Origin of the sequence: Solicola gregarius (assembly GCF_025790165.1) — a bacterium.
GTDB lineage: Bacteria > Actinomycetota > Actinomycetes > Propionibacteriales > Nocardioidaceae > Solicola > Solicola gregarius.
The window spans coordinates 2,793,213-2,818,355 of sequence record NZ_CP094970.1; the positions used below are offsets into that span (position 1 = coordinate 2,793,213).

A 25,143-nucleotide genomic window follows, 5' to 3' on the forward strand; every position below is an offset into this window, starting at 1 on the left:
CTGTTGGGGGTCTTGGCGGAGGTCATTTCTCGCCCTTGGGTGAGAACAGGTACGAAACGACGCGGGCGATCAGGTTGAGCAGCATCACGATGATCATCAGCACCAGTGCCGCGCCCCACGCCCGCTCCGTCGACAGCTCGGGGTTCATGCCCGGCGAGCTGATCTCGGAGTACGCGAACACAGGGAGCGTCATCATGTTGCCGTCGAACAGGTTGAAGTTCGTCGACGTGGTCGAGCCGGCGATCAGCAGCAACGGCGCCGTCTCGCCGATGATCCGCGCGATGGCGAGCGTGATGCCGGTGACGATTCCGGCGAGCGCCGTCGGGATGACGACCTTCACGACCGTGCGCCATTTCGGTACGCCGAGCGCGTACGATGCCTCGCGCAGCTCGTTCGGCACCAGCTTGAGCATCTCCTCGCAGGAGCGCACGACGACCGGGACCATCAGCACCGACAGCGCGACGGATCCGCCGACGCCGAGCCGGATGCCCGGCTCCAACAGCGCGACGAACAGCGAGTACGCGAACAGGCCGGCGACGATCGACGGGATGCCCGTCATCACGTCGACGAGGAACCGGATCCAGTGTCCGAGCCGGTTGTCCCTCGCGTACTCGACGAGGTAGATCGCCGTGAACAGCCCGATCGGTACGGAGATGATCGTCGCGCCCGCGGTGATCAGCAGGGTGCCGATCAGCGCGTGGTAGATGCCGCCCTGCTCCTCGCCGATGACGTTGCGCATCGAGTACGTGAGGAACTCGGCGCTGAGCGCTCCGGCCCCTTCGGCGACGACCTTCATGATGATCGAGACGAGCGGCACGAGGGCGAGCACGAAGGCGGTGAGCACTCCGATGGTCACCAGCCGGTCGGTCGCCTTGCGGCTGCCTTCGACCAGCAACGACCACAGCGGGTACGCAAGACCGCAGACCAGCCAGGCGAGGATGATTGCACCCACCATCGGCAGGCCCAACCCGAAGTACAGCAGTGCCGCAAGGACGACGAGTGCACCGATCGCGGCGTACCCGGCCCACGGCGGGAGCTTCGGCTGGCGCAGCGAGGGGTGATCGGGGGAGAGGCCGGGATCGGGCCGCTCGGGCGCAGTGGTCGTGCTCATCAGTTGGCTCCGGAGAAGTCCTTGCGGCGATCGACGATCGCGCGCGCGGCGAAGTTGACCAGGAACGTGATCACGAAGAGCACCAGACCGCTCGCGATGAGCACGTTGACGTTGAGGCCCGAGCTCTCCTTGATGCCGTGCGCGATGTTGGCCGGGATCGTCGACGGGTTCGTCGTCGTCAGCAGCCGTACGGTGACCACCCCGCTGGTCGAGAGCACCATGGCGACGGCCATCGTCTCGCCGAGCGCCCGGCCGAGGCCGAGCATGACGGCGCCGACGATGCCGGAGCGCGCGTACGGGAACACCGTCAGCCGGATGGACTCCCAGCGGGTGGCGCCCAGCGCCAGCGCCGCCTCCTGGTGCAGGCGCGGCGTCTGCAGGAAGATCTCCCGACAGATCGCGGTGATGATCGGCAGGATCATGATGGCGAGGACCAGCGACGCCGTCATGATGGTGCGGCCGGTGGTGCTGAAGGCGTACGCCTGGCCTGCCGGGTTGGTGTCGAAGAACGGGATGAAGCCGAGGTTGTCGGCGAGCCAGCGGTACACGGGGACGAGCTGGCCGGAGAGGAACGCGATCCCCCACAGGCCGTACACGACGCTCGGCACGGCGGCCAGCAGGTCGACGACGTACCCGACCACCTGCCCGATGCGGCGGGGAGCGTAGTGCGAGATGAAGAGCGCGACCGCGATCGCGAGCGGCGTCGCGATCACCAGCGCAATGGCGGCGGCGAACAGCGTCCCGTACACGAGCGGCCAGACGTACGACCAGAACCCGTCACCGTCGAGGATCGGAGCCTCCTCGGACGACGCCGTGATGCCCGGGATGGCCTCGACGGTCAGGAAGAGCGCGACGCTCGCGAGCGTGATCAGGATGAGCGCGCCGGCCGCGAAGGAGATACCGGAGAAGATCCGGTCGCCGCGGCGCTTGACGGTTCGCGGTGCCTCATGGCTGGTGGTGGTCACGGTCTGGTGGCTCCCTGGTCGAGCGGTGTCGGTACGCGCGGCGTGGCCGTTCCGCTTCCCCCGAGGAGGCGGAACGGCCACCCAGGCCGTGTCTGCATATCCGTGGCCGGGTCCTGTGCCTCCGCATCCCGACCGGCTGCGTTGCAGTCACTCGAGGGAGGACCGGCTCCATCATCGCTCCTGCGCCTTGCCGGATCGGGCGCGGAGACCCGCTCCCTGATCGACGCCGGATATGCAGACACGACCTGCGTCACTCCTTCGAGGAGATCGAGTCCACGATCGTCTTGGCGTCCGCGCTCATCTGCTCCGACAGCGGTGCCGAACCGGCCTCGCCGGCGGCGGCCTGCTGGCCCTCGCTGCTGATGACGTAGTCGAACCAAGCCTTGACGAGGTCGGCCTCGTCGGCGGACTCGTACTCACTGCACGCGATGCCGTACGACGCGAGGACGATCGGGTAGACGCCCGCCTCGGTCGTGGTGCGGTTGAGGTCGAGGGCCATGCTCGTGTCCGCGCGACCCGGCGTCGGCTTCGAGGCGTCCAGCGCGGCGGCGGCGGCCTCCGGGCTGTACTCGACGAACTCCTTGCCGACCTGAACCTTCGCGACGCCGAGGTCGCCGGCCTGGCTGGCGTCGGCGTACCCGATCGTGCCCTGGCCGTTCTTGACGGCGCTGACGACGCCCGAGGTGCCCTCGGCGGCCTCGCCGCTCTTGACCGGCCAGGTCTCGACGACGCCCTCCGACCAGCTGCCACCGGATGCCTGGTCGAGGTAGTCGGTGAAGTTCGCCGTCGTACCGGACTCGTCCGAGCGGTGCACGGCCGTGATCGGCTCGGCGGGCAGGTCGGCGTCGGGGTTGTCGGCGGCGATCGCCTTGTCGTTCCACTGGGTGATGTCGCCCGAGAAGATCGCACCGATCGTCTCCGGGCTCAGGTTCAGCGAGTCGACGCCCTCGACGTTGAAGATGACGGCGATCGGGCTGACGTACACCGGGACCTCGACGACGTCACCGCCGCACCGCTCCTCGGCGTCGGCGAGCTCCTCATCGGGGAAGTACTCATCGGACCCGGCGAACAGGATGTTGCCGCCCGCGATGAACTGCTCGCGGCCACTTCCCGAGCCGACCGGGTCATAGTTGACCGTGACGTCGGGATTCTGCGTCTGGAATCCCTTCTGCCAGGCCGCGAAGGCTGCCTCCTGCGAGCTCGCCCCGGCGCCGTTCAGCTCACCGCTGAGATCGCTCGAGCCGCCCTCGCCGTCGGCGTCCGCCTCATTTCCGGCCCCGCATGCAGTCGCGAGGACGAGCGCGGCGGCGGCTGCCGCCGGCGCGCCGTAGCGCATCAGGTTGCGTTTCACTTCATGTCCCTTGAGTAGGAGCTACGCGTCCACGTAGCGGTGATGGTCCACTGTTCGATGCCGACGCTAGGGAGGCGAGATGAAGCGGCCGGAGGGCGTTGGTGAACGAGCGGTGAACGGTTGCGAACAAGGTCGTGCCGCCTGACCCCGCGTCGATGTGTGAGCGGGTCTCCGCGCCCGATCTGGCAAGGCGCGGGAGGGAAGTTGTAGTTGGCTTCTCCTTCGAGCGACCGCAACGCAGCCAGTCCCCCAGCCGCTTCGCGGCCGGGAGGTGCCCCCAGGGATGCGGAGGCCCGCGAGCCGGCGTGGGGTCTGGCGGGACGACCTGGGTCGTGCCGCCGCCATCACCCGTCGTGGGTGACGCATCGTGACGGGGGTGGCGCCTAGGGTCCTGAGTCAGCAACGGAGGTGGCATGACGAACCGTGTGACGGGCGGGCCGGCGTGACCGGCTCGTTTCCGGTATTCCGCTCGTTCGCCGGCTACCAGCGCGCCTGGCTGCGCAACGACGTCATCGCCGGCCTCACGGTGTGGGCGGTGCTCGTGCCCGAGTCGCTCGCGTACGCCACGATCGCGGGAGTCTCGCCCGTCGTCGGCCTGTACGCCGCCGTTCCCGCGCTGGTGCTGTACGCGGCGTTCGGCAGCTCCCGGCACCTGGTCGTGGGGCCGATGTCCGGCACTGCGGCCCTGTCGGCCAGCGTGGTCGCGGCAGTGGCCTCGGGAGGCAGCAAGGAGTTCGTCGCGGCAACCACGGCGCTCGCCGTCATCGTCGGGGCACTCGGCGTCGTCGCGGGCCTGTGCCGGCTCGGATTCCTGTCGGAGTTCATCTCCGAGCCCGTTCTCAAGGGCTTCATCGTCGGGCTCGCGCTGACCATCATCATCGGGCAGATCCCCGCCATCTTGGGCATCGAGAAGGAGGGCGAGGACTTCTTCGAGAAGGCCTGGCAGATCATCATCCGGCTCGACGACGTCGATCTGCTCACCTTCGGGATCGGCGCCGTCGCGCTGGCGGGCATCCTGGTCGCTCGGCGCTTCATACCGCTCGTTCCGGGGTCCCTGGTGTTCGTGCTCCTCGGAATCCTCGCGGTCGCGATGTTCGATCTCGACGACGAGGGCGTCGAGATCGTCGGCACCATCGACGCGGGCCTGCCGTCCCTCGGGTTGCCGGACCTCGCGGCATCCACGTACCTCGACCTGATCGGCCCGTGTGTCGGGGTGCTCCTGATCGGGTACGCCGAGGGGCTCGGCGCCGCGAAGACGTACGCCGCGAAGGAGGGCTACGACATCGACCCGAACCGCGAGCTGATCGGCATGGGTGCGAGCAACCTCGGCACCGGCGTCCTCAGCGGCATGGTCGTGAACGGCAGCCTGTCGAAGACCGCGGTGAACGGCTCGGCAGGGGCGAAGAGCCAGGCATCCGGGCTGGTGGTCGCGGTCCTGACGGTCGTCACTCTGCTGTTCCTCACCGGCCTGTTCGAGAAGCTGCCCGAGGCGGTCCTGGCCGCGGTCGTGATCGCTGCGGTGATCGAGCTCGTCGACTTCGCGTCGATCCGGCGCCTGTACGGCGTGTGGACAAGCCGACTCGGCAAGATCTACCGGCACTCGGCGCGGGCGGACTTCGCGTCGGCCATCGGAGCGATGTTCGGCGTGTTGATCTTCGACACCTTGCCCGGCCTGTTCATCGGGATCGGGTTGTCGGCGCTCGCCCTGCTGTACCGGTCGTCGCGCCCCGCCGTCACCCGGCTCGCCCGCCAGCCGGGCGCGGACGGCGCGTGGGTCGACGCCGGCCGCAAGCGCGTCACGCCGCCCGACCCGGAGATCGAGGTACTCCGGGTCGAGTCGGGCCTGTATTTCGCCAACGCCGACTACGTACGCGAGCACGTACGCGCGGCGGTAACGGATCAGACCAGGGCCGTGATCCTGGACGGCGAGACGACGCCGTTCCTGGACGTGACGGCGGCGTCGATGCTCGTTCTGCTCGCGGGCGATATGCAGCGTTCGGGCATCGCGTTGGTCTTCGCCCACGACGTCGGGCAGGTACGCGACGTGTTCTCTAAGACGGAGGCTGCGGGGATCGCGGAGGTTCATCCGACGGTCGACGACGCGGTGGCGGCGATTCGCTCTCGGCTCGACGAGACAGCGACCGGAGCCGATCCAGCAGCGGAGGATCCGCCCGACGCATCCGGTCGGTGAGCTCGACGCCGACGACCGCGCTGCCGACCAGGAGGTACGCGACGAGCACCAACCAGGACACCAGGGCGAACGCGACGCCGATCACCCCGTAGCGGTCGGCGTCGGTGGAGATCAGATGCGGGACGTACAGCCGCGTCCACCAGCTCAGGCCGACCTGGCCGGCCGCACACACCGCGGCCGAGACGAGCAGGACGCGGTACGCGACCCGGCGCGAGACCATGAACCACATGAACAGCGCCCACAGCGGTAGGATCGCCGCGGTCTCGATGATGAGGCTCGCCGAGCGTGGGACGGAGCTGGCCGCCAGCACGTGGACGAGCCAACCCTGTCCGAAGAGCACGAGGATCAGCGTGCCGAGCCCGACGAGGCCCGAGATGGTGCCCCGCATCCCGCGCCGTGGGAGCCGCCAGGCCGACTCGTACACGCGTTGGAGCGCCCGCGAGAACGAGCCGATCGAGACGAGCAGGATCACTAGCCCGATCAGCGAGGTCCCGCCCGTCGCGGACGGAGGCGCGTCGAACAGTGCCTGAACGGCCTCGGCGGACGAGCCGGACAACGCGAAGTACGAGATGATCGTGTCGTCCATCCCGCCGCTGCCGCTGGTCCAGCCGGCGATCACGATCATCAGGGGCACCAGGGCGATGAACGCCTGGCCGGCGATCGTCACGGCGCGGTCGCGGCTGCCGATCTCGATCATCCGGCGTCCGCAGGAGCCGATGAAGCTCGCCCGCGCGTACGCGGAGGCACGGGAAGCGAACGTCATGAGGCGTTCCCGGCGTCCCGATCCCACTGCACCCTCCTCGCGCACACCCGATCCGGGTGGGTATCGCCCGAGGTTAGTCGTTCCCCGCCCACTCGTCCGTCAGCTAGTCATCCGCTCGGGGTGATTCTTCGGGGCGGCGGCCGGCGTTATGGTGCGGCAAGCCGCGCTCGAGCGAGTGCTCGAGCCGGCGGACCGGACTGTCGTGCAGAGATCGGGTCACGCCAATGACGGATGCATCGGACGACGCAACGCGAGACGAGATCGACGCCTTACGGGCCGAGGTCGAACGTCTGCGTGAAGGTGCGTCGACTGGTGGATCGCCCGGCCGCCGCCGCGGATGGTGGCGTACGCCGGTGGTGTTCCTGCTCGTTCTCATCGCCGCGATCACGGCGCCGTTGTCGGTGGTCGCCACCTGGGCTCGCGACCAGATCGTCGACACCGACCGGTATCTCGAGACCATCGAGCCGCTCGACTCCGACCCGGCAGTACGCGATGCGATCGCCGATCGGATCACGCACGAGATCCTGACCCGCATCGACCTCCCGGCGGTCACCGACCAGGCACTGACGGCGTTGTCCAAGCAGCAGTTCGTCCCGGAGCGTGCGCGGCCGTTGCTGCCGGCCCTGGCGACACCGCTGAGCAGCGCCGTGGAGGACTTCATCGCCGAACGCGTCAACCGTCTCGTCCAGTCCGACGAGTTCGGTGACGCGTGGATCGAGGCGAACCGGCAGGCACACGACCAGATGGTCGCCGTACTGACCGGCGACGGCACCGAGAACGTCGACGTGTCGAACGGCGAGGTCCGGGTCAACCTCGCCAGCTTCATCGACGCCGCCAAGAAGCGGCTCGTCGACGACGGGTTCGCCCTGGCCTCGAACGTGCCGACGGTCAACGCGTCGTTCACGATCTTCGCGTCCTCCGACGTCGAGAAGGCCCAAGCCGCGGTCGGCTGGCTCGAGCTGTCGGCGCGGGTATTGCCGGCGATCGGCCTGGCGCTGCTGGTCGTCGCGCTGGTGATCGCGTCCGACCGGCGGCGTACCGCGCTCGCGATCGGCCTGTCGGTCGCTGCGTCGATGCTGCTGCTCGGCATCGGCCTGAACGTCGTACGCCAGCTGTACCTCGACTCCGTGCCGCCTTCGGTGCTTCCGCTCGATGTGGCCGCGACGATCTACGACACGCTGATCCGCTTCCTGCGTACTGCGCTGCGCGCCGTGGCGGTCGTGGCCTTGGTGATCGCCCTCGTCGCGTACGTGCTCGCTCCGTCGGGCTCGGGTCGGCGGGTTCGTACGGCGCTCGCGAGCGGCATCGACCGGCTTCGGGCGGGGTCGTCGAAAGCCGGCCTGGAGACCGGGCCGTTCGGTGCGTTCCTCGGCCGCAACCGCGGGTTGCTGCGGGTGGCCATCTGCGTCGTCGGTGCGGTCGGGTACCTCAGCATCGACCACCCGTCCGGAACGAGCGCGCTGGTCGTGGTGCTGTGCATCGGCATCGCCGTCGTCGTCCTCGAAGTGCTCGCGGTGCCGCCCCCGGCCGATGCCGACGACGACACCGACGCCGACGCCGCGGCATCGAGCGGGCCGTCAGAGCAGGCGTAGTCGCTCGCCGCGCATAACGGCCTGCCGCCGCGACTCGACACCGAGCTTGCGGTAGATCGCGCGCAGGTGCGTCTTGAGCGTGTTCTTCGAGATGAAGAGCCGACCGGCGAGCTCGTCCTGGTCGTACCCGGTCGGGAGCATCTGCAGGATCTCGACCTCGCGCTTGGACAGGGCGACGACGAGATCTGCCGGATGGTGGTCGGTGCGCTCGTCGAGGTCGTGCAGGAGATCGCCGATCAGGTCGCCGTACGACGAGATGCGCAGCCGCTCTCGGCTGAGCAGCGGCACGATCGCGCCGCCGAGCTCGAGGTACGGAAGGCGCCACCCCTGCCGCTCGGTCTCGGCGAGCGCCCGATGCAACAGCTGGGACGCACGTTCGGGATCGTCCGCGCCGTACTCCACGACCGCCGCCGCGAGCAGCAGTCGTACGGACCAGCCGGCATACGTGTCCTGGTCGAGGTGACCCTCGAGGGAGGCGACCACGTCGCGTACCTCCGACAAGGCCTCGGGGCCAGCGGCCGACGCATCGTAGATCGCGGTCCGGGCGAGTACGGTGGCGCGCGCGAGCCTGGCGTTGTCGTCGTGCGCGGCGATCGGGCCCGAGTCGATGACGTCGAGAGCGTCCGTGTGGTGCCCCATGGCGAGCAGGGCGTGAACGGTCGTCGCGAGGCGCATGGTCCGGAACAGGTACGGGTAGCGAGCACGTGGGCTGCGTTCGGTGATGGTACGAACGGCGTTCGCCACGGTCGCCGGGTCGCCTCCCGTTGCGGCCTCGAGGCGGGCATGGATGACCTCGGCGAGGTATCCACCGACGGGGCTGAAGTGCCGGACCGGCCCGCTGCTCTGTGCCCGGTCGACGGCGGCCTCGGCGCCGGGGATGTCGCCCTGTTCGAGCATTGCCCACGCGGCGAGCGCATGCGACAGCGTGGCGTCGAAGGCGAGTGCGTGGCCGCGACTGCTCGCGAGCCTGATCGCGTCGCCGCTGTAGGTCAAGGCGCTCCGAAGGTCACCCCGGGCAGCGGCGACCGAGGCGTGCAGCTGCCAACCACGCAACCGCACGAGGTCGTATCGGTCGTGGCTCGGCCCCATCGACACGTCGGCCGCCTGCTCGGCCTCGGACAGCCGCCCTCGGTGCAGCTGCCCGTACGCGCGCAGCGAGTGTGCCCATGCCCGCCTGGCGTCATCCGCGGCCGTCCGGGGCGCGTACTGGTCGCTCGCCACCACGAATGCCTCGTCGGGCCCGAGAGCGGCCAGCAGCCGCTGTCCGTCACCGCGGAGGTACTCGACTCCGGCCGTCAGCAACCGCCGCAGGAGGTCGGTACGGGCGCGAGACGGTGCGGGCAGTGACGCGATCGCGTCCTCGGCCATCGCCAGCCGTGTCGCGCTCCCGTCGGCGTCCCCCCGGCTCAGCGCCAGCGTCACGTCGACGAGCACGATGCGGGGGTCGATCGTCTCCCAGCCGGCCGAGAACCGCTCGAGATACTCGGCGACCATCGACGGTCGCCCGTGCGCGAGGCCCAGTGAGGCGAGGTCGATGAGCAGGTCGGCCGCAAGGTCCCATTCGCGTGCCTCGAGCGCCCGCTCGATCGCGGGTTCGATCATGTCCATCGACTGGTACCACGCGGCGGCTTTCGCGTTGAGCTCGCGGAGGAGTGCGCCGTCGGTGCTCCGCAGCTCGTCTCGCAGGACCGTACGAAGCAGCCCGTGAATGCGGAACGGGTGCGGTTGGGCGAGATCGCTGGTGAGGAACCCGCCGATGTTCGTCAGACTCTCGAGGCGCGCCGCCGGGATCGGCCGGGCCGTGAGGAGTTCGGCGAGGGCGGTGTCGAACCGGTCGACGACGCTCAGCCGCATCAGCAGGTCGCGGTCGTCGGAGTCGAGCCGGTTCAGCACCTGTTCGACGAGGTAGCCGGTGAGCACCGGACCGGCCCGGGTGACCGCGTCGACGACGCTCATGGAGTCTTCACCGCTCGCCAACGCGGACGCGGCGAGGCTGAGGCCGGTCGCCCAGCCTTCCGTCCGCTCGCGGATCCGGTCGATGTCGTCGGCACTCGCGATCGAGACGCGGTGCCGTTCGAGCAGCCGGCGGGTCTCCGCAGTGGTGAAGGCGAGGTCGCTCGCGCGTACCTCGGTGACGGTGCCGCTCACCCGCGCCCGGTACAGGGCCACGAGTGGATCTGACCTGGTGATCAGGACGAGTAGCAGCGAGCCAGGAGGATGCGTGACAAGGGCGTTGACGTCCTCGAGCGTGTCGCGGTCCTCGATCAGGTGGAAGTCGTCGAGGACGAGAACGGTGTCGGAGGCGGCCGCCAACAGGGGGTCGAGGGCGTGGTGGAGGATCGGTCGCTCGACGGCCAGCGCAGCGCGGGGGCCGGTCGGCTCGGCGCCGCCGATCGCATTCGCGAGGCCCTCGCGGATGGCGCTCCACAGGGCGCCGGGCTCGTTCAGGGTTCGGTCGCAGTCGACCCACGCGACGGTCCGCTCACCCGATGACGCCCACTGACTCACCGCCGCCGTCTTGCCCCACCCCGCGGGTGCGGCGACGAGCAGCAGGGAGCCGGCGCGCGCCGCGTCGAGCCGGTGGGTGATGCGGTCGCGCGCGATGGCGCCGGGTGGTGGGGCGGGGATCCGGGCAGGCCGCGGAGCGTGCCCGCGAAAGCCTCGGTGCTGCAACTCCGACAACGCGACCCCTATGTGTGTAGTCGGGCCTGAGAACGCCGATCACTAGGTTTGTCGCTTTGACTCTAGACGTCATCGCGGCGTTGCGCTCGCAATGCGTGGTCACGGGATGTCACGGAGCGTCAGGGGGAGCCTCGACCTGACGTACCTCGAGGAGCTCGAGTGAGATGGCGGCCAACGAGTCGAGGATGCCGCGCAGCTCGGCCTGGTCGCGTACGTTTCCCGAGAGCACGGTCGAGCCGTCGTCGGTGTCGATCGACCAGCCCATCGGGGTCAATGCGTTGGCCAGGGCGTGGGTGATCTCGCCTCGGACACGGATCTCGTACGCGGACGTCGCCATGGCCATCTCGTCATCGTCGGTGGATTGCCCCGAGCGTCTGCGGCCGAGCCCGTCCCCGATGGGGCACGCGCTCCGCCGCAGACACGGCTCAGGCCTCGGAGAACGCGTCGCGCAGACGCTGCTCGTCGTCGTCGGAGAGGTTCGTGTGGATCAGCTCGGCATGGGAGCCGGTGAACGCCTCGCGTACCTTGTCCTGGACCGCGTCGGAGGTCATCACGAACAGGGCGGACGTTCCCGGTACGACCGCTTCCTTCACCCGGTTGATGAAGCTGTCGTCGATGCCGACGTCGGTGAGTGACCCGGCGAGGGCACCCGCCGCTGCGCCGACCGCGGCACCGAGGATCGGTACGAAGAACAGCAGGCCGAACAGCAGGCCCCAGAAGGTACCGCCGAGGGCACCCGCGCCGGCGAGGTTGTGGAGCTGGCGCGTCTTCGGCTTCTTCTTGCCTTCCTGCCACTCGACGACTGCCGCGTCATGAACGGTCACCAGACCTTCGGACTGCAGGCTCTCCAGCGTGTCGACGGCGCGTTGCGCGTCGCCCGGGCCGGGGAACTTCCAGACGGTCAATGTGGCCATGAAGCTGCCTCCTTGTGCGAGGTTCGGTGGTCCGCCGCGATGGGTGCGACGCTTGCGGCCAGCATGCGTCGTCAGAGGAGCCGGATCATCACCCGGTCGGGGTGACAGCCAGTCAGTCGAGCAGGCCGCCGAGGCCCTTGCCGAGGTTCGAGACACCGAGGACGGTGAGGAGGACCATCATGATCGCCGCGTTGTGCTCCTGCATGAACGACTTGAGCTCCTCAAGGGGATGCAGCATCGCGTCGCGAGCGACGAAGTACGCGACGACCGGGCCGGCGACCATGACACTGGCGAGCAGCACGAAGACCACGACGCAGACGATCGTGGCGCCGGTCTCGAGGTCGCCGGCCGCGATCGCGACCGCACCGCCGACGGCGAGCATCAGGTTCTTCGGGTTGACTGCGGCGAGGGCCGCACCGAGACCGGACGCGGCGAGGGGCTTCATCGAGTCGAGCCCGCGCATCCACTTCGGTGGCTCGACCTCGGCGCCCGCGCGGGGACGCTTGCGCCAGGTGTTGTACGCGAGTCCGAGGAACAGGACTCCGAGGACCAGCTTGATCCACGATGCCGTGGTGGAGCTCGAGCCCGTGTCGGCACCGTTCGGACCCGCGACGACAAGCACGATGACGGTCACGGCGGTGAGGCCGACCACCCAGCCGAGCGCGAACGCAGGTGCGGTACGCGACGCGCGCTCGGACATCAGCATCAGGACTGCCGCGATGATCGGGAGCGGGCTGATCGCGATGCCGATCGCGGAGGGAAGGAGGTCGCCCAAGACGGCTGCGAGTCCCGACATCCGTATGCTCCTCCTGGCTTGGGTACCCCGCGATTGTGCAGGATCCGGCGGGGTCGGTGAATCACCCGGCGGGGATGAGGCCATCGGCACGCGAGCGGCCGACGATGGGCTCAAGGTGCGGCAGCACCGCCGCTGCCTACCGGCCGCATCGCGCCGGTGATCGAAGGAGCGAGGACGGATATGTCGACGTCACACAGTGGACAGCGAGGGAATCCGTTCGCGTTGGGGGTCGCGGTCTTCGCGGCTGCACTGATGCTCGTCGCGGGTGCGTTCCAGGTCCTGCAGGGCATCGTCGCCATCGCGAACGACGAGTACTTCGTCACGCTGCCGAACTACACGTACGAGTTCGACCTGACCGCGTGGGGCTGGATCCATCTGGTGATCGGGATCATCCTCGTGCTCGTCGGCGTCAGTCTGTTCTCCGGGAGGCTCTGGGCGCGGGCGACCGGCATAGCGATCGCGTCGATCTCTGCCATCGCCAACTTCCTGTGGCTTCCGTACCAGCCCTGGTGGGCGATCCTGGTGATCGCGATCGACATCCTCGTGATCTGGGCGCTCGCTACGTACCGGCCGGTCGACTAGGTCGAGTCTGCTTATGCCGCGTCGATCAGGGAGCGGGTCGCCGCGCCCGATCTGGCAAGGCGCGGGAGTGAAGCTGTAGTTGGTTCTCCTGTGAGCGACCGTAACGCCGCCAGGCGGGATGCGGAGGCACGCGAGCCGGCGGGGTATAAGCAGACACGGCCTAGGTCGACGCCACGAGTGGGCGGGGGGTCAGGTCGAGTGCCGCTCGGTCGCGACGACGTCGCCGTCGCGGTGATGGACGACCAGCAGCTCGCCCGGCATCAGCGGTTCGGTGATGTCGAGGCCGAGCGCGTCGGTCACGTACGGGAGCACCGGACGGTGCGTCGCCGCGACGACCGGCGCGCGGTCGTCAAGCAGGTCGTACGTCGCCTTGCGCACCCGCTTGCGACGCGCGCCGTCCTCTGCGAGCCGGGGCTCGAGCACGATGTCGGTGCCGACGGAATCCGCGTAGGGCGTGACGGTCGCGACGCAGCGTTGCGCATCGCTGCTGACGACGTCGCGCACCCCGTACGCCGTGAGGATCGGCGCCATGCGCACGGCCTGCCGCTCGCCGTTCCTGGTGAGCGTGCGTTCGGTGTCGGGGCCCTTCCAGCGGCTTCGGGCCCGCGCGGCCGCGTGCCGGACGACGACGAGGGTGCGGGTCTTGTGATGCTTGCGCCTCTTGAGCGCGCGAAACCTGGCGAGCACGTCGCGATCGCGGTCGTACGTGAGCAGCGCGGCCACGTCGCGTAGGCGTACCCAGCGCACGCCGTCGACCTCGTGGTTCGGCGCGTACGACGCGACGTCGTCGCCGCCGACCGGTCGCGCGGACCAGTACTGCACCCGTTTCGTCGCCGCGTTGCCGCGCATCGGGTACTCGTGCGCGAGCAGCGGGACGCCGAGCCGGACGCGCACGCCCGTCTCCTCCTCCACCTCGCGAACGCTCGCCTGGACGTGCCGCTCACCGCGGTCGAGCTTGCCCTTCGGGAACGTCCAGTCGTCGTACTTCGGACGATGGATCATCAGCAGCTCGGTGTGTCCGCCGACGCGCCGCCAGGTCACCGCGCCCGCCGCGTGGACTGTCTCGGCCATCGCTCTAGTGTCCCAGGAGCCGGTGAACGCCCGGCGAACGGAGGGACGATGCGCCCGCTAAGTGCACCTGACTGACTCCCCGGGGTGAGCAGGCAGACGGCGGAACTGTCGCGTTTCCGTGCTTGTGCGGTCGGACAGCGTCAGCGGCGCATAACGTACCGGGATGTGCAGCGCTATCGCCGATCCGGCGCGTACGGAGAATGACGGCACGTCATTGCTCGACCGGATCGTGACCGAGCCTGTGCGCGTCGTCGAGACCCGTGCCGATCGCGAGATCGCACTCTTCGGGTCGGAGCATCGAGCCATCGCGGGCGCGGTGCCGAGACGCCGCGCGGAGTTCGGCACCGTGCGCTGGTGTGCGCGCGCCGCTCTCGACGAGTTGGGTATCGCCGCAGTGCCGATATTGCCAGGTGAGCGGGGTGCCCCGATCTGGCCGGACGGCGTCGTCGGAGCGATGACGCACTGTACGGGTTACCGTGCCGCCGCGCTGGCAAGGGCGAGCGACGTTGCCGCGCTCGGAGTCGACGCCGAACCGAACGAACCGCTACCTGCCGGCGTCCTCGGTATCGTCGCGAGTGCCGAGGAGGCCGAGGCACTCGCGACGCTACCGCGACGCGGTATCGCATGGGACCGGGTGCTGTTCAGCGCCAAGGAATCGGTCTACAAGGCGTGGTTCCCACTCGCGAGACGCTGGCTCGGCTTCGAGGACGCGGTGGTGGCGGTCCATCCGGACGGGTGTTTCACTGCTGCCGTCGATCCCCGGCTCGCGGTCGGTGTGTCGCCGGACCGTTACGACGGGCGGTGGTTCGCCGGTTCTGAACTCGTGGTCACCGCGGTGACGGTCCCGACCTGACGGTTGTGGTCAGGCACTGCGCCGTTTGTACAAGACGGTCGCCAGCGGCGCGAAGACGACCAGGATCCCGACCGACCAGAGCAGCGACTGGGCACCGTCGGAGTCGAACGTTCCGCGCATGAAGCAGTCGCGCAGCGCGTTGACCGTGACCGTCACCGGGCTGTGGTCGGCGTAGACCTGCAGCCAGCCCGGCATCGACTGCGTCGGAACGAATGCGGAGCTCACGAACGCGAACGGGAACAGCCAGAAGGTCCCGGCCGACTGCGCGGCCTCGACGCTCGGTGCGGTTAGTCCCAACACGGACCCCAGCCACGAGAACGCATAGCCGAACAGCAGCAGTAGAGCGATGCCGAGGAGCGCGTACGCGGCACCGCCGTGGAACCGGAAGCCGATCAACAGACCCATGACGATCATGATCGCGACGGTGATGCCCGTGCGGACGACCTCGGACGCGGTCCGGCCGACCAGCACCGAGGACTGAGTCATCGGCATGGACCGGAAGCGGTCGATGATGCCTCGTTGCATGTCTTCGGCCAGCGTGACCGTCGTCGCCGACACCGACGAGAAGAGCACCATCATCACGAAGATGCCCGGCATCAGGAACTGTTTGTAGTCGCTGCTGCCGACGTCGATCGCGCCGCCGAAGACATAGGCGAACAACAGGATGAACATCACTGGCTGGACGACCGCGTACATCAGCAGTTCGGGCGTGCGCTGAATGCGGCGCAGGTTCCGCGCGGCCATGAGCCATGCGTCGATCAGCCACCATGACACTCTCGTCGAGTCGGCGTTCGCGGGCACCGAGGGACCATCGGCGAACACGTCGTGGGGGCGGGTACGCGTCGCATCGCTCATGCGTTCCTCCTTGAGTTGTTGACACCGGATCCGGCCGCGGGACCTACGGATTCGTATGGGCCGTCGCCCGGCGGGTGCTGCCGGTTGTGCCAACCCGAGTCGTCGTTGGTGTCGCCGGGCGCGACGTAGGCGCTCGTCAGGCGCAGGAACACGTCGTCGAGCGTCGGGCGACGTACCTCTACGTCCTTGATGGTGATGTCGCGTCGACGAAGCTCGATTACGGCGTCGGCGAGGCCGTCGATTCCACTGCCGTCCAGCGCGACGGTCACGACGTGTGCCTCCGCGTCGACTACCGGACTGGCGTTGCCGAGGTCGCGCAGCGCGTCGGTGGCCAGCTGCAGGTTCTCGGCGTCGGGGAGTTGGACGCACAGGTTCTCGCCGCCCACCTCGCTCTTCAGCTGATCGGCCGTGCCGTGCGCGATCAAGCGGCCACTCGCCATCACCGCGATCTCATCGGCGAGGTGCTCGGCCTCTTCGAGATCCTGGGTTGTGAGCAGCACTGTCGTACCCGCGTTGCGAAGACGAGCGATGGCATCCCACACCGTCAGTCGGCTTCGTGGGTCGAGACCGGTCGTGGGCTCGTCCAGAACGAGCACCCGGGGACGTGCGATGAGGCTCGCAGCGAGGTCGAGTCGGCGGCGCATGCCACCCGAATATGTCTTCACCTGTCGGTCGGCCGCATCCGCAAGCTCGAAGGCGGCCAAGAGGTCGTCGGCACGCTGCGTTGCGTCCGCCCTGCTCAGACGAAACAGCCGACCGATCATCCGGAGGTTCTCGGCGCCGGTCAGGATCTCGTCCACCGCGGCGAACTGTCCGGTCAGCCCGAGCGACGCGCGTACTGTCTGCGGGTGCTCGACGACGTCGGCTTGGCAGACCTGCGCGGTACCCGAGTCCGGTCGCAGCAGTGTCGACAGGATGCGCACCGCTGTTGTCTTGCCGGCGCCGTTGGCGCCCAGGAGGCCGGCCACCGACCCCTCCGGAACTGCCAGGTCGAGCCCGTCAAGCGCGGTCTGATCTCCGTACCGTTTGTGCAGTCCGTTCAACTCGATTGCGTTCGCCATAAACCCATCGGACACCGTAGGCAGGGGATGGGGGCATGAATCTGTCGCGACTGTGTTCGGCGCCGTTCGGGCACCGCGGGCGCGAGGCACTCTGTTGGCATGCGCACCGCTACGTCCGGCCCGAGGAGTGGAGCCGGGTGACCGCCGAGCTCGAAGGGGTCGCTATCGCAGCCGCCGAAACCCGCGACTGCCTCACCGACGACGTTCGTCCCAGCCCGGCCGCTCGGGTGGCCGCACCGGACGACCTCGACCGGGAGGAGCGGGTAGGCCGCGCGACCGTCCACGGGACGTGCGGCGAGCTGCTGCAGGGTTACCGGCGACCCGACGGGCGCATGGGCGGCTCGGGACGTCATGGCGGCAGCCAGGACGCGGGCGGCTACCAGCACTTCCTGTTCACGCTCCCCGTCGCCGAGTTCGCCACAACCGGTACTGTGCGACTCGATCCGGGCCAGCGGGAGCCGCGCGTCATCCCGCCCGACCGGACCCGTGCGCTCACTGCCGCCGTGAGTGCAGCTCGCGCACTCGGACTCACCAGCGCGCAGGTCGATCTCGAGATCGCAAGCAACATTCCGGTCGGCAAAGGCTGCGCGAGCTCTACAGCCGACGTGATGGCCTCGATCGCGGCGCTGCTGGATGCGACGCACACCCAGACCCCGGACGCTGTCGTGCATGCCTTCGGAGGCTTGGTGGCGAAGGACATCGAGTGGGGCGACTACCTGTTCAGTGATTCGGTCGCCTTGTGCCTGCAGCGCTCGCACACGCTGGTGCGCGAGTACGAGACCGACCTGCGATGGCGCATCGTGAGCGTGGACGAGGGCGGCGTCGTCGACACGGCGCAGTTCCACGAACGGCAGCGCGCGTCGCGCCGCCAGGCGCAGCACTTCGACCTGCTTGCCAGGCAGCTCGATACCGCGCTACGTACTGGTGACTACGTGACGGCGGCGCAGATCGGAACCGAGAGCGCGCTGATAAACCAGCGCGAGCTGCCGAAGCGGACAATGCCGGTGATGCGCCGTGTCGCCGCCCACACTGGCGCGCTCGGTTTGGCCGTGGCGCACACCGGAACAGTGATCGGGTTGATCTTCTCCGAGCACCAGGACGATGCCGCACTGCGTATGCAGGAGTCGTTTCGGCTGCTCGAAGCGGACGGACTCGCGCCCCGGACGTTGTCCGTGCGGGAGTAACCACGCGGACAGCGGCCCGCATCGACTACCGGGCGGGTAAGCACGGGCGGTGACTCAGTCGGTGAAGCCGAGGTTTTCGCGCAAGAGCGCCGCGAGGTTGTCGGCGGCTTCGGGTGCGAGGTCGGCGGCGCGGTGATCGACGTCCGCCTCGAGGACGCCACCGGTCACCCGGACCTCACCCGACAGCACTGACTTGGCGTACCCGAACTGCACGGGAGACGGGCGCAGTACGTCCGGCTCGTCGGGGGGGTTCTCCGTGAAGGTGAACCGCACACCGATCTGTTCGTCCTGCACCGGCTCGTCGGCGAAAACGCTCTCGAACGGGAGATCGGCCGTGCCGAGTGCGGCAGTCAGCGCGCGGTGCACCCGGACGGGGAGGTCAGCGTCGGACATCTCTGGCCAGTCTGCGGCGGGCACCACGACGACCGTGTTGGTGAGGTTGCCGAGGGTGGTGCGCAGCTCGGGACGCATACGGGCAGTCGTGCAGCACCCGATCGGTGCCTCGGCCAATGCCGGGTACCAAGTCCGCAAGGAGCGGTACCAAGCGGAGAGGGCGACCGAGGCGGACGACACCTGGTGCTCGGCGGCCCTGTTGCGGAGCGCAGCCCACGCGTCGGCGCCCTGGCCGACATGTACGCGTCGGCCGTCACGGGCGCCACGTACGTTGAGTGGGCAACGCGGTGTGTCGCGGACGGCAGTTCGGCCCGCCTCGACCGCGAATTCGAGTAGGCCACCGTCCAGCTCGCGCTGCTGCCAGTCGGCGAGGTCGCTGATGCGCAACTGCTCGCGTACCGGCTCAGTACCGGTCAGGTGTGCGGAAATTGCCGGACCGAGTACCTGCCACAGACCTTGCTCGTCCAAGTGGAGATCGTGGCCTACAACGCCGATCGCGCCCGATTCGTCGGGCAGTGCGTAGACGAGGACGCGGGCCGGCTCGGTTGCGATGTCGATCGGCTCGTGAGCTGCGACAGCGACAGCTTCCTGCACCCACCTGCGTGGGTCGGTCGCGGTCGTGGGTACTGCGATGACCGTCGGGGTCGGGACGGGGACACGGGTGGCGAACGGTGCGCCGTCCGCGCCGACGCCGACACCTCGGCCGAGAGCGTCGAAGTCGGGCGCGACGGCCGCGAAAGCGGCGGCGAGACCGACGGCGGGCGTACACGGTGCGAACCACAGAGCACCACAGTGGTAGAAGTCGCCGTGCCGTCCGCCATGGTCGAGCGTCCACAGTGCTTGCTGCTTGTGGGTGAGCCGACTCCCGACTACGTCTCGGCGTTCGAGAGGCGCTTGGACAGTGCCCAGTAGGCCGTGTTCGGCGAGCCGGTTCACCGCCTTCACGCGCTGTGGTGGGTCCATCGCCCGGAGTCTGTCGAGCACCGGCGTCCTCGATGCCGTTGTATCAACCGGAGGCATTGACCTGCATCCCGTCGTCCAGCAGCTGATCGAGGACCTCATTGGCGAGGTCCTCCCCACGTGTGTGTCGTTCGATGGCATCAGCGAGCTGGGCGATGGTGCTGGCCTCGAGCCACTCACGCAGCGACAGACGGGTGTCGAAAGTGCGGCGTACTTCCGCGATCACCTGCGTGGCGATGAGCGAATTGCCGCCGATGCCGAAGAACTCCTCGTCGGCACCGACGCTTTCGAGCTCGAGCAGCCTGCACCAGATCGCCGCGATGCGTCGCTCGATCGGTCCGGACGGGGCGCGCCCCGCGGTGCGGCCGACGCGCTCCGCGGCAGGGTCCGGCAGCGCCGATCGGTCGATCTTCCCGTTGGCGTTGAGGGGAAACTCGTCCAACACGATGACGGAGGTCGGCACCATGTACGGCGGCATCCGCTCGGCGAGGAACGAGCGCAGCTCGGCGACGTCGATCCCTGTGTCTCCCGCGGCGATCACGTACGCGGCGAGGCTGCGGTCGGCACCGTCGCCGTAGGGCACGACCAAGGATTCACGTACCGAGTCGTGTTCGTTCATACCGGCCGCGACCTCGAGCAGCTCGATGCGGATGCCGCGCACCTTCACCTGGTGGTCGGCGCGGCCGAGGAAGTGCACGTTGCCGTCGGGGAGCAGCAGCGCGATGTCGCCGGTTCGATACATCCGCGCGCCCTCTCCCCGGAACGGGTCCGGCACGAACCGGGATGCGGCGAGCCCGGGCCGTCCGAGGTACCCGCGAGTCACCGAGTCTCCGGCGATGTAGACCTCTCCTCGAGCGCCGAACGGTACGGGCTGCATCGACTCGTCGAGCACGTACGTGCGGGTGTTGTGCAAAGGGGTGCCTGACCGGACGAACGGGAGGTCGTCGCCGCGAGGGCAGACGTAGAACGTCGAGTCGATGGAGACCTCGGTGACGCCGTAGAGATTGATCAGGTCCGCGTTGAGCCGTTCGTGGAAGCGGCGCAACAACGAGACCGGAACCGGCTCGCCGCTGACGAATACGTGGCGCAACGACGTGCACTCGTGCGCGCGGTCGGCCGACAGGAAGGTTTGCAGCATCGCCGGCACAAAGTGCAGGGTCGCGATCTCGTTGTCCTTGACCAGGTCGATGAAGCGATCGATGTCGAGGTGGACCTTGCCAGGGGCGATCACGGCGCGCCCGCCGATCAGCAGCGGCCAGAACAGCTCCCACACCGCCGCGTCGAAGCTGTATGCGGTCCACTGCAGTGCGGCCTCGTCCGAGCGTAGGTCGAAGCGCTCACGCATCCACCAGCAGAAGTTGACCGCACCACCGTGCTCGATCAGCACGCCCTTCGGGCGGCCGGTCGAACCGGAGGTGTACATGACGTAAGCGAGGTTGTTCGGGTGAACGTCGACGGCTGGATCGTGCTCTGGGCGTCCAGCGAAAGCGTCTAATCCGTCGTCGGCGTCGAGTCGCACGTTACGTACGCCGTCGTCCGGCAGCAGATCGAGTAGCTTTCCCTCGATGAGCACCACCGAGCAGTCAAGGTCGTGGTAGAGGTAGTCGAGCCGGTTGCGTGGGAAGAACGGGTCGAGCGGCGCGTACGCCGCGCCAGCCTTCAGGATGCCGAGAATTCCAATGACCAGGTCGAGGCTCGGCTCGGCGCACAGCCCCACGATGTCGTCCGGGCGGACGCCCCGGGCGATCAGGTCGTGTGCGAGGCGATTGGCGCGCCGGTTGGCCTCGGCGTAGGTGAGGGTTCGATCTCCGAAGACCAATGCGACGGCGTCGGGAGTGCTGGCGGCCTGCTCCTCGACCAGATGGTGAAGGCACCGGTTGCGCGGGTAGTCGGCGTCGGTTTCGTTGTGCCGGTGCACCGCGGCGGTCTGCTCGGGTGGAAGCAGTGACAGCGTCTCGGTCGTACCGTCCTCGGCGGTGAGTTCGGTGAGCGCGGTATCGAGGCATTCGAGCAACTGATCGGCGAGGTGGTCGTCGACGAGGTCGGGGTCATAGGTTGCCGTCAGCGTGTTTGGATCACCGGATTCGAGCCGAATCGTGCATGCGACTGCGGGCGTCGGGGGTGTGGGTCCGGACTCGGGCCGCAGGTCGACAGCCGAGTCGAACAGGCTCACTGTGCCGCGCTGCCCGGCACAGTGGTTGCGGTCGGCGCGGGTCATGTGGGCGGCCGCGTGGAGCCGGTGGACCGCTGCGGTCTGGTCGACGAGCCAGGTCTGCAGCGGGCGGCGATCGAGGCGGGCGACGAACGGAAGCGTGGTCTCGAAGCCCCCGATCGCGTCGGTCAGGCCGTCGGGGCGCGCGTCGAGCAGTACGCCGACGGCCGACGGCTCTCCGCCGCGGAACCGGTCGACTACGACCGACCACCCGAGTAGCACCAGCCATCCAGGCGGCACGCCGACGCGGCGCGCGACCCGGACCAGGTCGGTGGCAAGACCAGGCGACAGTTCATAGTGAGCGGTGCGGCGCGGCGCGGGCAGCCGCCGGGACTCCTCGAAGAGTGGGGTCGGGCCGTCGAGCTCGTTGAGCGCGATCGCCCAGTACTTCTGAAGCGCGTCGCGGTCAACGTGAGCTTCGTGCCATGCGCGGTAGTCGGCGGCGCCCGGTACCGGCGCTGGTTTGTCGCCGGAGGCGAGTGCGGTGGCGCGTTGGAGTACCACCTGGGCGGCGTGGTCATCGAGAGCGACCGGACTGTAGACGAGGACGAGGATGCGCACGCCGGCACTGTCGTCGGCACCTGCGGAGTCCTCGGTGCCGATGATCGCGCCCATGGTGCACAGCGGGCCCCCGGTCGCCGCGGCCTCGTCGGCGGACGCCGCAACCCGGTCGACGGACTGGGCGACCCGCAACGGTGCTACTTCGCCGGCAGGCACCGCCGTTGCCGGCGCGTCGCCCAGGTCGCGTACAGTCAGGCGAGTCGCGGGCATTTCACGACCGATCACGTGCCACGCCCGTCGCACCGCCGCGAGGGGCGTGCCGGGCGGGCAGGCGATCTCTGCACGTCCCAACGGGACGAGGCCAGGGTCAACCAGCAGGTCGATGAGGCGGTCCTCTTGGACGGGGGTGAGCAAAGCGTCCATCAGCGGTCTCCAGTTCCTTGTCGTGCCTGGTCGTTGACCACGCTGTCGAGCACGTTCAGGGCCGCGCGGGTCGAGGTGACGTCAGGTCCGTCGCCCTCCTCGATCAGCCGGTGCAGGGTCGCGACGGTGGGTTCCTCGAAGAACCGCGCGAGCGGTACGTCGACACCCCGTTGCTCCTTGACCTGGAGCAGGATCCGCATCAGCTGCACCGACGTCGCTCCGAGTGAGAACAGCTGGTCGTTCGGCCCGACGGCGGTGTCCAGGACGGGTGCGACGATCTCGGTCGCGAGCCGCTGCTCCTCCGCGCTGGTCCAATCCGCGCTGGTCTGTGCGTGTGCGTCGCGGTCGAGCAGGAGTTGCCAGCACCGAGCGTCGGAGAGTGAGCCGGGATGCTCGTGCCACACCACGGCCGCCTCCGCCAGCGGCACTGGCAGGTCGACACCTGCGGCCGGTGCCGACCCCGGCACACCCGCCCGCGCGGCGTACGGGAGGACGACGAATGCCCGCTCCGGAGTGTCGGTGTCAGTCGGCGGCAAGGCGACACGCGTACCGGGCACGGCTGCCTCCCACGCGTCGGTCAGGCAGGTGCGAGTGCCGACGACCGTGCGGCCGGCTGCGAGGCGCAGCACGCGAAGTCCGTTGCGAGCACGTCCGACGAGCACGCCCGTGTGCAGCACCCGGACACCGTCGGCGGCAGGACGCAACAGGTCGGCGGTGCGGCGCGGGTCGCCTACATAGCGTGTGCCCGTGTCGACGGGCAAAGTCAGCTGAGCGACCGTTCCGATCGGGCGCGTGGCGCCATCCGGGTCGACGACCTGTGCGCCGCCGTCCGAGCCGTCGGTGAGCTCACCGTTGCGAGCCGTCCACTGTGCGGAGGGTGCCTCGGCAACCCACCAACGGCCACCGTTGCCGTTCGGACGACGGTGCCAGCTGCGCGCGCCAGACAGTGAGGTCAACGGCATCTTTTCGCCGAGGCTGAGGTCTGCATCCAGGTGCACGCCGTCGTGGGCGGCGAGCAGGTCCGTGGCGTCGGCGGGCTCGTCGCCGACCACCACGAGGCCCGCACCCGATGCGCCGCAGGCCAGCGCGGTCACGACGAGATCTTCGCCTCCACGGGCGGTGTCGACCGCGCAGGCTGCGCCGGTGCCGAGGCCGAGGCGCGCTATCAGGGCATTGGCAGCGCGCATCAGGTCGTGCAACGGTACGCGCGCGAGCACGATCGGCCCGGGTGCGCTCGACAGGCCGAGCAGCATGGCGCCGTCCCCGTCGGCCGGTTCGGCATCGGCACCGATGTCGCCGGCATCGGTCCCCTCGGGGCCTCGAACCGTGTTGTCGGTGCCGATGGTGTACGCGCCCGGCATCCGCGCGCGAAGCGCGTCTGACCAGGCGGGTGGGTCGGCAGGATCGATCAGCAGCACGTCGGCGCCGCGGTGAAGCCCCGCAAGTACGTTTGCGACGGTCTCGGGTCCTGGCGTCGTCTCGAGCACGAGCCCGTCGCCCGGCCGCAACCCGGCCGCGATGAGATCGTCGGCGCGGCGTGCGACGGCCGCCTCGACGACGTCGGTGTCGAGAGTACGGCGGCCGGTGACCAGCCGCGGCGCGTGCAACCCGGCGAGGAGCGGCTCTTCGACACGCGGAAGAGCGGTGGCGGCCTCGATCACGTCCCCGGTGGTGCCAAGGGAACTGTGGATGGCCGGCAGCGTGGCCGCGGGTCCGGTGAGGTACAGCTGTGCGGCGGCCTGAGAACGGACGAGCACTGCGCGCCAACCGATGGACTCGTCGAGCAACGGCTCGACGGTCACGTCGCCCTCGAGCTGTAGGTCGGGCAGGTCGAGGACGTCGACCTCGAGCTGGACGAGTTGCTCGCCGAATGACCCGTCGAGCATTTCGGCCACGGCATTCGTGGGTGCCGCGGGGCACGGTTCGCCCATGCGCGACACCGTGCCGACCAGCGCTTGCATGGTGCGACCAACGGCAGGCACGGACTCGACCCGTTCGACCATCCGTTGCGTACGGATCCGTGGCGCCTGCCATCCGCAGCTGCCGAGTGCGGTCGTGACATCGCGGGCCAGGGCGTCGAGCGCCGCGGCACGGCCGGTACCGGTACGCTCGGCGGCCGGTCGGGCAAGCACATCGAACGGCTCGTCCGCGACGAACGTCGCGTACGGCTCGGCCGCCGGCGCGCCGATGTCGTGGACCACCTGCTTGACGCCGGTCGGGTCGGGGGCGGGCTGATTCGCCAACCAGTAGCAGTGATCGCCGAACGACACGTCGCTCTCGAGGGCCAGATCGCAACCGTGATAGGCGGCTGCGACGTCGGCCAGTAGTGCCCCCCATGCGGCACGGTCAACGAGAGACGCCGAGACGGCAAGCGTCACGCTCACCGTGCCTGATGCGCTGTCGGGTTGGTCGATCGACCACCGCAACGGATGCTCGGGGTCGGCTTCAACGAGTTCCGAGGCCTCGGCGAGTGCGACCGGTTGGGTCACCGGTTCGAGGAACCAGCGACCACTGTCGCGTGTCGCACGTAGCCGCAGTGCCTCATGCCGGCACGCGGTGGAGTCCAGCGCCGCTGCGAACCTCTCGAGATCGAGGCTGGATGTGGTGAGGCGCACGCGGTGGGTCCCTGAGCCGGAGCGGCCGAGGTCGGCCGGTAGGGGGATGCGAGCGGAGGAAGGTCGTC

At 69.0% G+C, this 25,143-nt stretch carries 18 protein-coding genes and 1 pseudogene; 5 read left to right on the forward strand and 14 right to left on the reverse strand.

Annotated features, from left to right (window positions below):
- Positions 1-22: 22 nt before the first annotated feature.
- The 3 genes from pstA to pstS form a co-directional block, all read right to left on the reverse strand.
- Positions 23-1,111, reverse strand: coding sequence for a phosphate ABC transporter permease PstA (pstA, locus tag L0C25_RS13785; RefSeq protein ID WP_271632230.1), 1,089 nt, complete (start codon positions 1,109-1,111; stop codon positions 23-25).
- Positions 1,111-2,076 (reverse strand): phosphate ABC transporter permease subunit PstC, encoded by a 966-nt coding sequence (gene pstC / locus L0C25_RS13790; protein ID WP_271632232.1) that lies wholly within the window; start codon positions 2,074-2,076, stop codon positions 1,111-1,113. The genes pstA and pstC overlap by 1 nt, the downstream gene beginning before the upstream one ends.
- A 250-nt stretch (positions 2,077-2,326) precedes the next feature.
- Positions 2,327-3,427, reverse strand: a complete 1,101-nt coding sequence (gene pstS, locus L0C25_RS13795) for a phosphate ABC transporter substrate-binding protein PstS (protein WP_271632233.1) — start codon at positions 3,425-3,427, stop codon at positions 2,327-2,329.
- A gap of 442 nt (positions 3,428-3,869) precedes the next feature.
- Between pstS and L0C25_RS13800 the strand changes: the two genes are divergently transcribed.
- Entirely contained in the window at positions 3,870-5,618 is a 1,749-nt protein-coding gene (locus L0C25_RS13800; RefSeq protein ID WP_271632234.1) for a SulP family inorganic anion transporter, read from the forward strand.
- A 55-nt stretch (positions 5,619-5,673) separates the two neighbouring features.
- On the opposite strand, the pseudogene L0C25_RS13805 reads toward L0C25_RS13800, so the two are convergent.
- Positions 5,674-6,381: pseudogene (locus L0C25_RS13805) on the reverse strand (hypothetical protein); the annotation flags it as partial.
- Positions 6,382-6,605: 224 nt separating this feature from the next.
- Between L0C25_RS13805 and L0C25_RS13810 the strand changes: the two are divergent.
- On the forward strand, positions 6,606-7,973 hold the full coding sequence (locus tag L0C25_RS13810; protein ID WP_271632235.1) for a hypothetical protein: 1,368 nt from the start codon (positions 6,606-6,608) through the stop codon (positions 7,971-7,973).
- Here L0C25_RS13810 and L0C25_RS13815 read toward each other — a convergent pair.
- The 4 genes from L0C25_RS13815 to L0C25_RS13830 all read right to left on the reverse strand — a co-directional run bounded on the left by L0C25_RS13815 (position 7,959) and on the right by L0C25_RS13830 (position 12,365).
- On the reverse strand, positions 7,959-10,655 hold the full coding sequence (locus tag L0C25_RS13815) for a LuxR C-terminal-related transcriptional regulator (protein ID WP_271632236.1): 2,697 nt from the start codon (positions 10,653-10,655) through the stop codon (positions 7,959-7,961). The two genes, L0C25_RS13810 and L0C25_RS13815, sit on opposite strands and share 15 nt — an antisense overlap.
- Before the next feature lie 109 nt (positions 10,656-10,764).
- Positions 10,765-10,998 (reverse strand): hypothetical protein, encoded by a 234-nt coding sequence (locus tag L0C25_RS13820; protein WP_271632237.1) that lies wholly within the window; start codon positions 10,996-10,998, stop codon positions 10,765-10,767.
- An 82-nt stretch (positions 10,999-11,080) separates the two neighbouring features.
- Positions 11,081-11,569, reverse strand: coding sequence for a DUF1269 domain-containing protein (locus L0C25_RS13825; RefSeq protein WP_271632238.1), 489 nt, complete (start codon positions 11,567-11,569; stop codon positions 11,081-11,083).
- A 112-nt stretch (positions 11,570-11,681) separates the two neighbouring features.
- Entirely contained in the window at positions 11,682-12,365 is a 684-nt protein-coding gene (locus L0C25_RS13830; RefSeq protein ID WP_271632239.1) for a GAP family protein, read from the reverse strand.
- A gap of 180 nt (positions 12,366-12,545) precedes the next feature.
- On the opposite strand from L0C25_RS13830, the gene L0C25_RS13835 reads away from it, so the two are divergent.
- Positions 12,546-12,947: a DUF7144 family membrane protein gene (locus L0C25_RS13835; RefSeq protein WP_271632240.1), complete on the forward strand. Its 402-nt coding sequence runs from the start codon at positions 12,546-12,548 to the stop codon at positions 12,945-12,947.
- A gap of 189 nt (positions 12,948-13,136) precedes the next feature.
- On the opposite strand, the gene L0C25_RS13840 is transcribed toward L0C25_RS13835, so the two are convergent.
- Positions 13,137-14,018 (reverse strand): NUDIX hydrolase, encoded by an 882-nt coding sequence (locus L0C25_RS13840; protein WP_271632241.1) that lies wholly within the window; start codon positions 14,016-14,018, stop codon positions 13,137-13,139.
- Between the two features lie 163 nt (positions 14,019-14,181).
- Here L0C25_RS13840 and L0C25_RS13845 point away from each other — a divergent pair, with 163 nt between their 5' ends.
- Entirely contained in the window at positions 14,182-14,871 is a 690-nt protein-coding gene (locus L0C25_RS13845) for a 4'-phosphopantetheinyl transferase family protein (RefSeq protein WP_271632243.1), read from the forward strand.
- Between the two features lie 9 nt (positions 14,872-14,880).
- Here the strand turns inward: L0C25_RS13845 and L0C25_RS13850 are convergent, their stop codons facing one another.
- Positions 14,881-15,726 (reverse strand): ABC transporter permease, encoded by an 846-nt coding sequence (locus L0C25_RS13850; protein ID WP_271632244.1) that lies wholly within the window; start codon positions 15,724-15,726, stop codon positions 14,881-14,883.
- Entirely contained in the window at positions 15,723-16,787 is a 1,065-nt protein-coding gene (locus L0C25_RS13855; RefSeq protein WP_271632245.1) for an ATP-binding cassette domain-containing protein, read from the reverse strand. Before L0C25_RS13855 ends, L0C25_RS13850 begins: the two co-directional genes overlap by 4 nt.
- 35 nt (positions 16,788-16,822) lie before the next feature.
- Between L0C25_RS13855 and L0C25_RS13860 the strand changes: the two genes are divergently transcribed.
- Positions 16,823-17,971, forward strand: coding sequence for a GHMP family kinase ATP-binding protein (locus L0C25_RS13860; RefSeq protein ID WP_271632247.1), 1,149 nt, complete (start codon positions 16,823-16,825; stop codon positions 17,969-17,971).
- A gap of 54 nt (positions 17,972-18,025) precedes the next feature.
- On the opposite strand, the gene L0C25_RS13865 is transcribed toward L0C25_RS13860, so the two are convergent.
- The 3 genes from L0C25_RS13865 to L0C25_RS13875 are packed head-to-tail and all read right to left on the reverse strand — an operon-like array spanning position 18,026 to position 25,075.
- Positions 18,026-19,327 carry a condensation domain-containing protein gene (locus tag L0C25_RS13865; protein WP_271632248.1) on the reverse strand — a complete coding sequence of 434 codons (1,302 nt, stop codon included), beginning with the start codon at positions 19,325-19,327 and terminating at the stop codon, positions 18,026-18,028.
- A gap of 43 nt (positions 19,328-19,370) precedes the next feature.
- Complete coding sequence (locus tag L0C25_RS13870; protein ID WP_271632249.1) at positions 19,371-22,460, reverse strand: non-ribosomal peptide synthetase; 3,090 nt, start codon at positions 22,458-22,460, stop codon at positions 19,371-19,373.
- A complete protein-coding gene (locus tag L0C25_RS13875) occupies positions 22,460-25,075 on the reverse strand; it encodes a phosphopantetheine-binding protein (RefSeq protein ID WP_271632251.1) in 2,616 nt (871 codons plus the stop codon). Before L0C25_RS13875 ends, L0C25_RS13870 begins: the two co-directional genes overlap by 1 nt.
- Positions 25,076-25,143 lie beyond the last annotated feature (68 nt).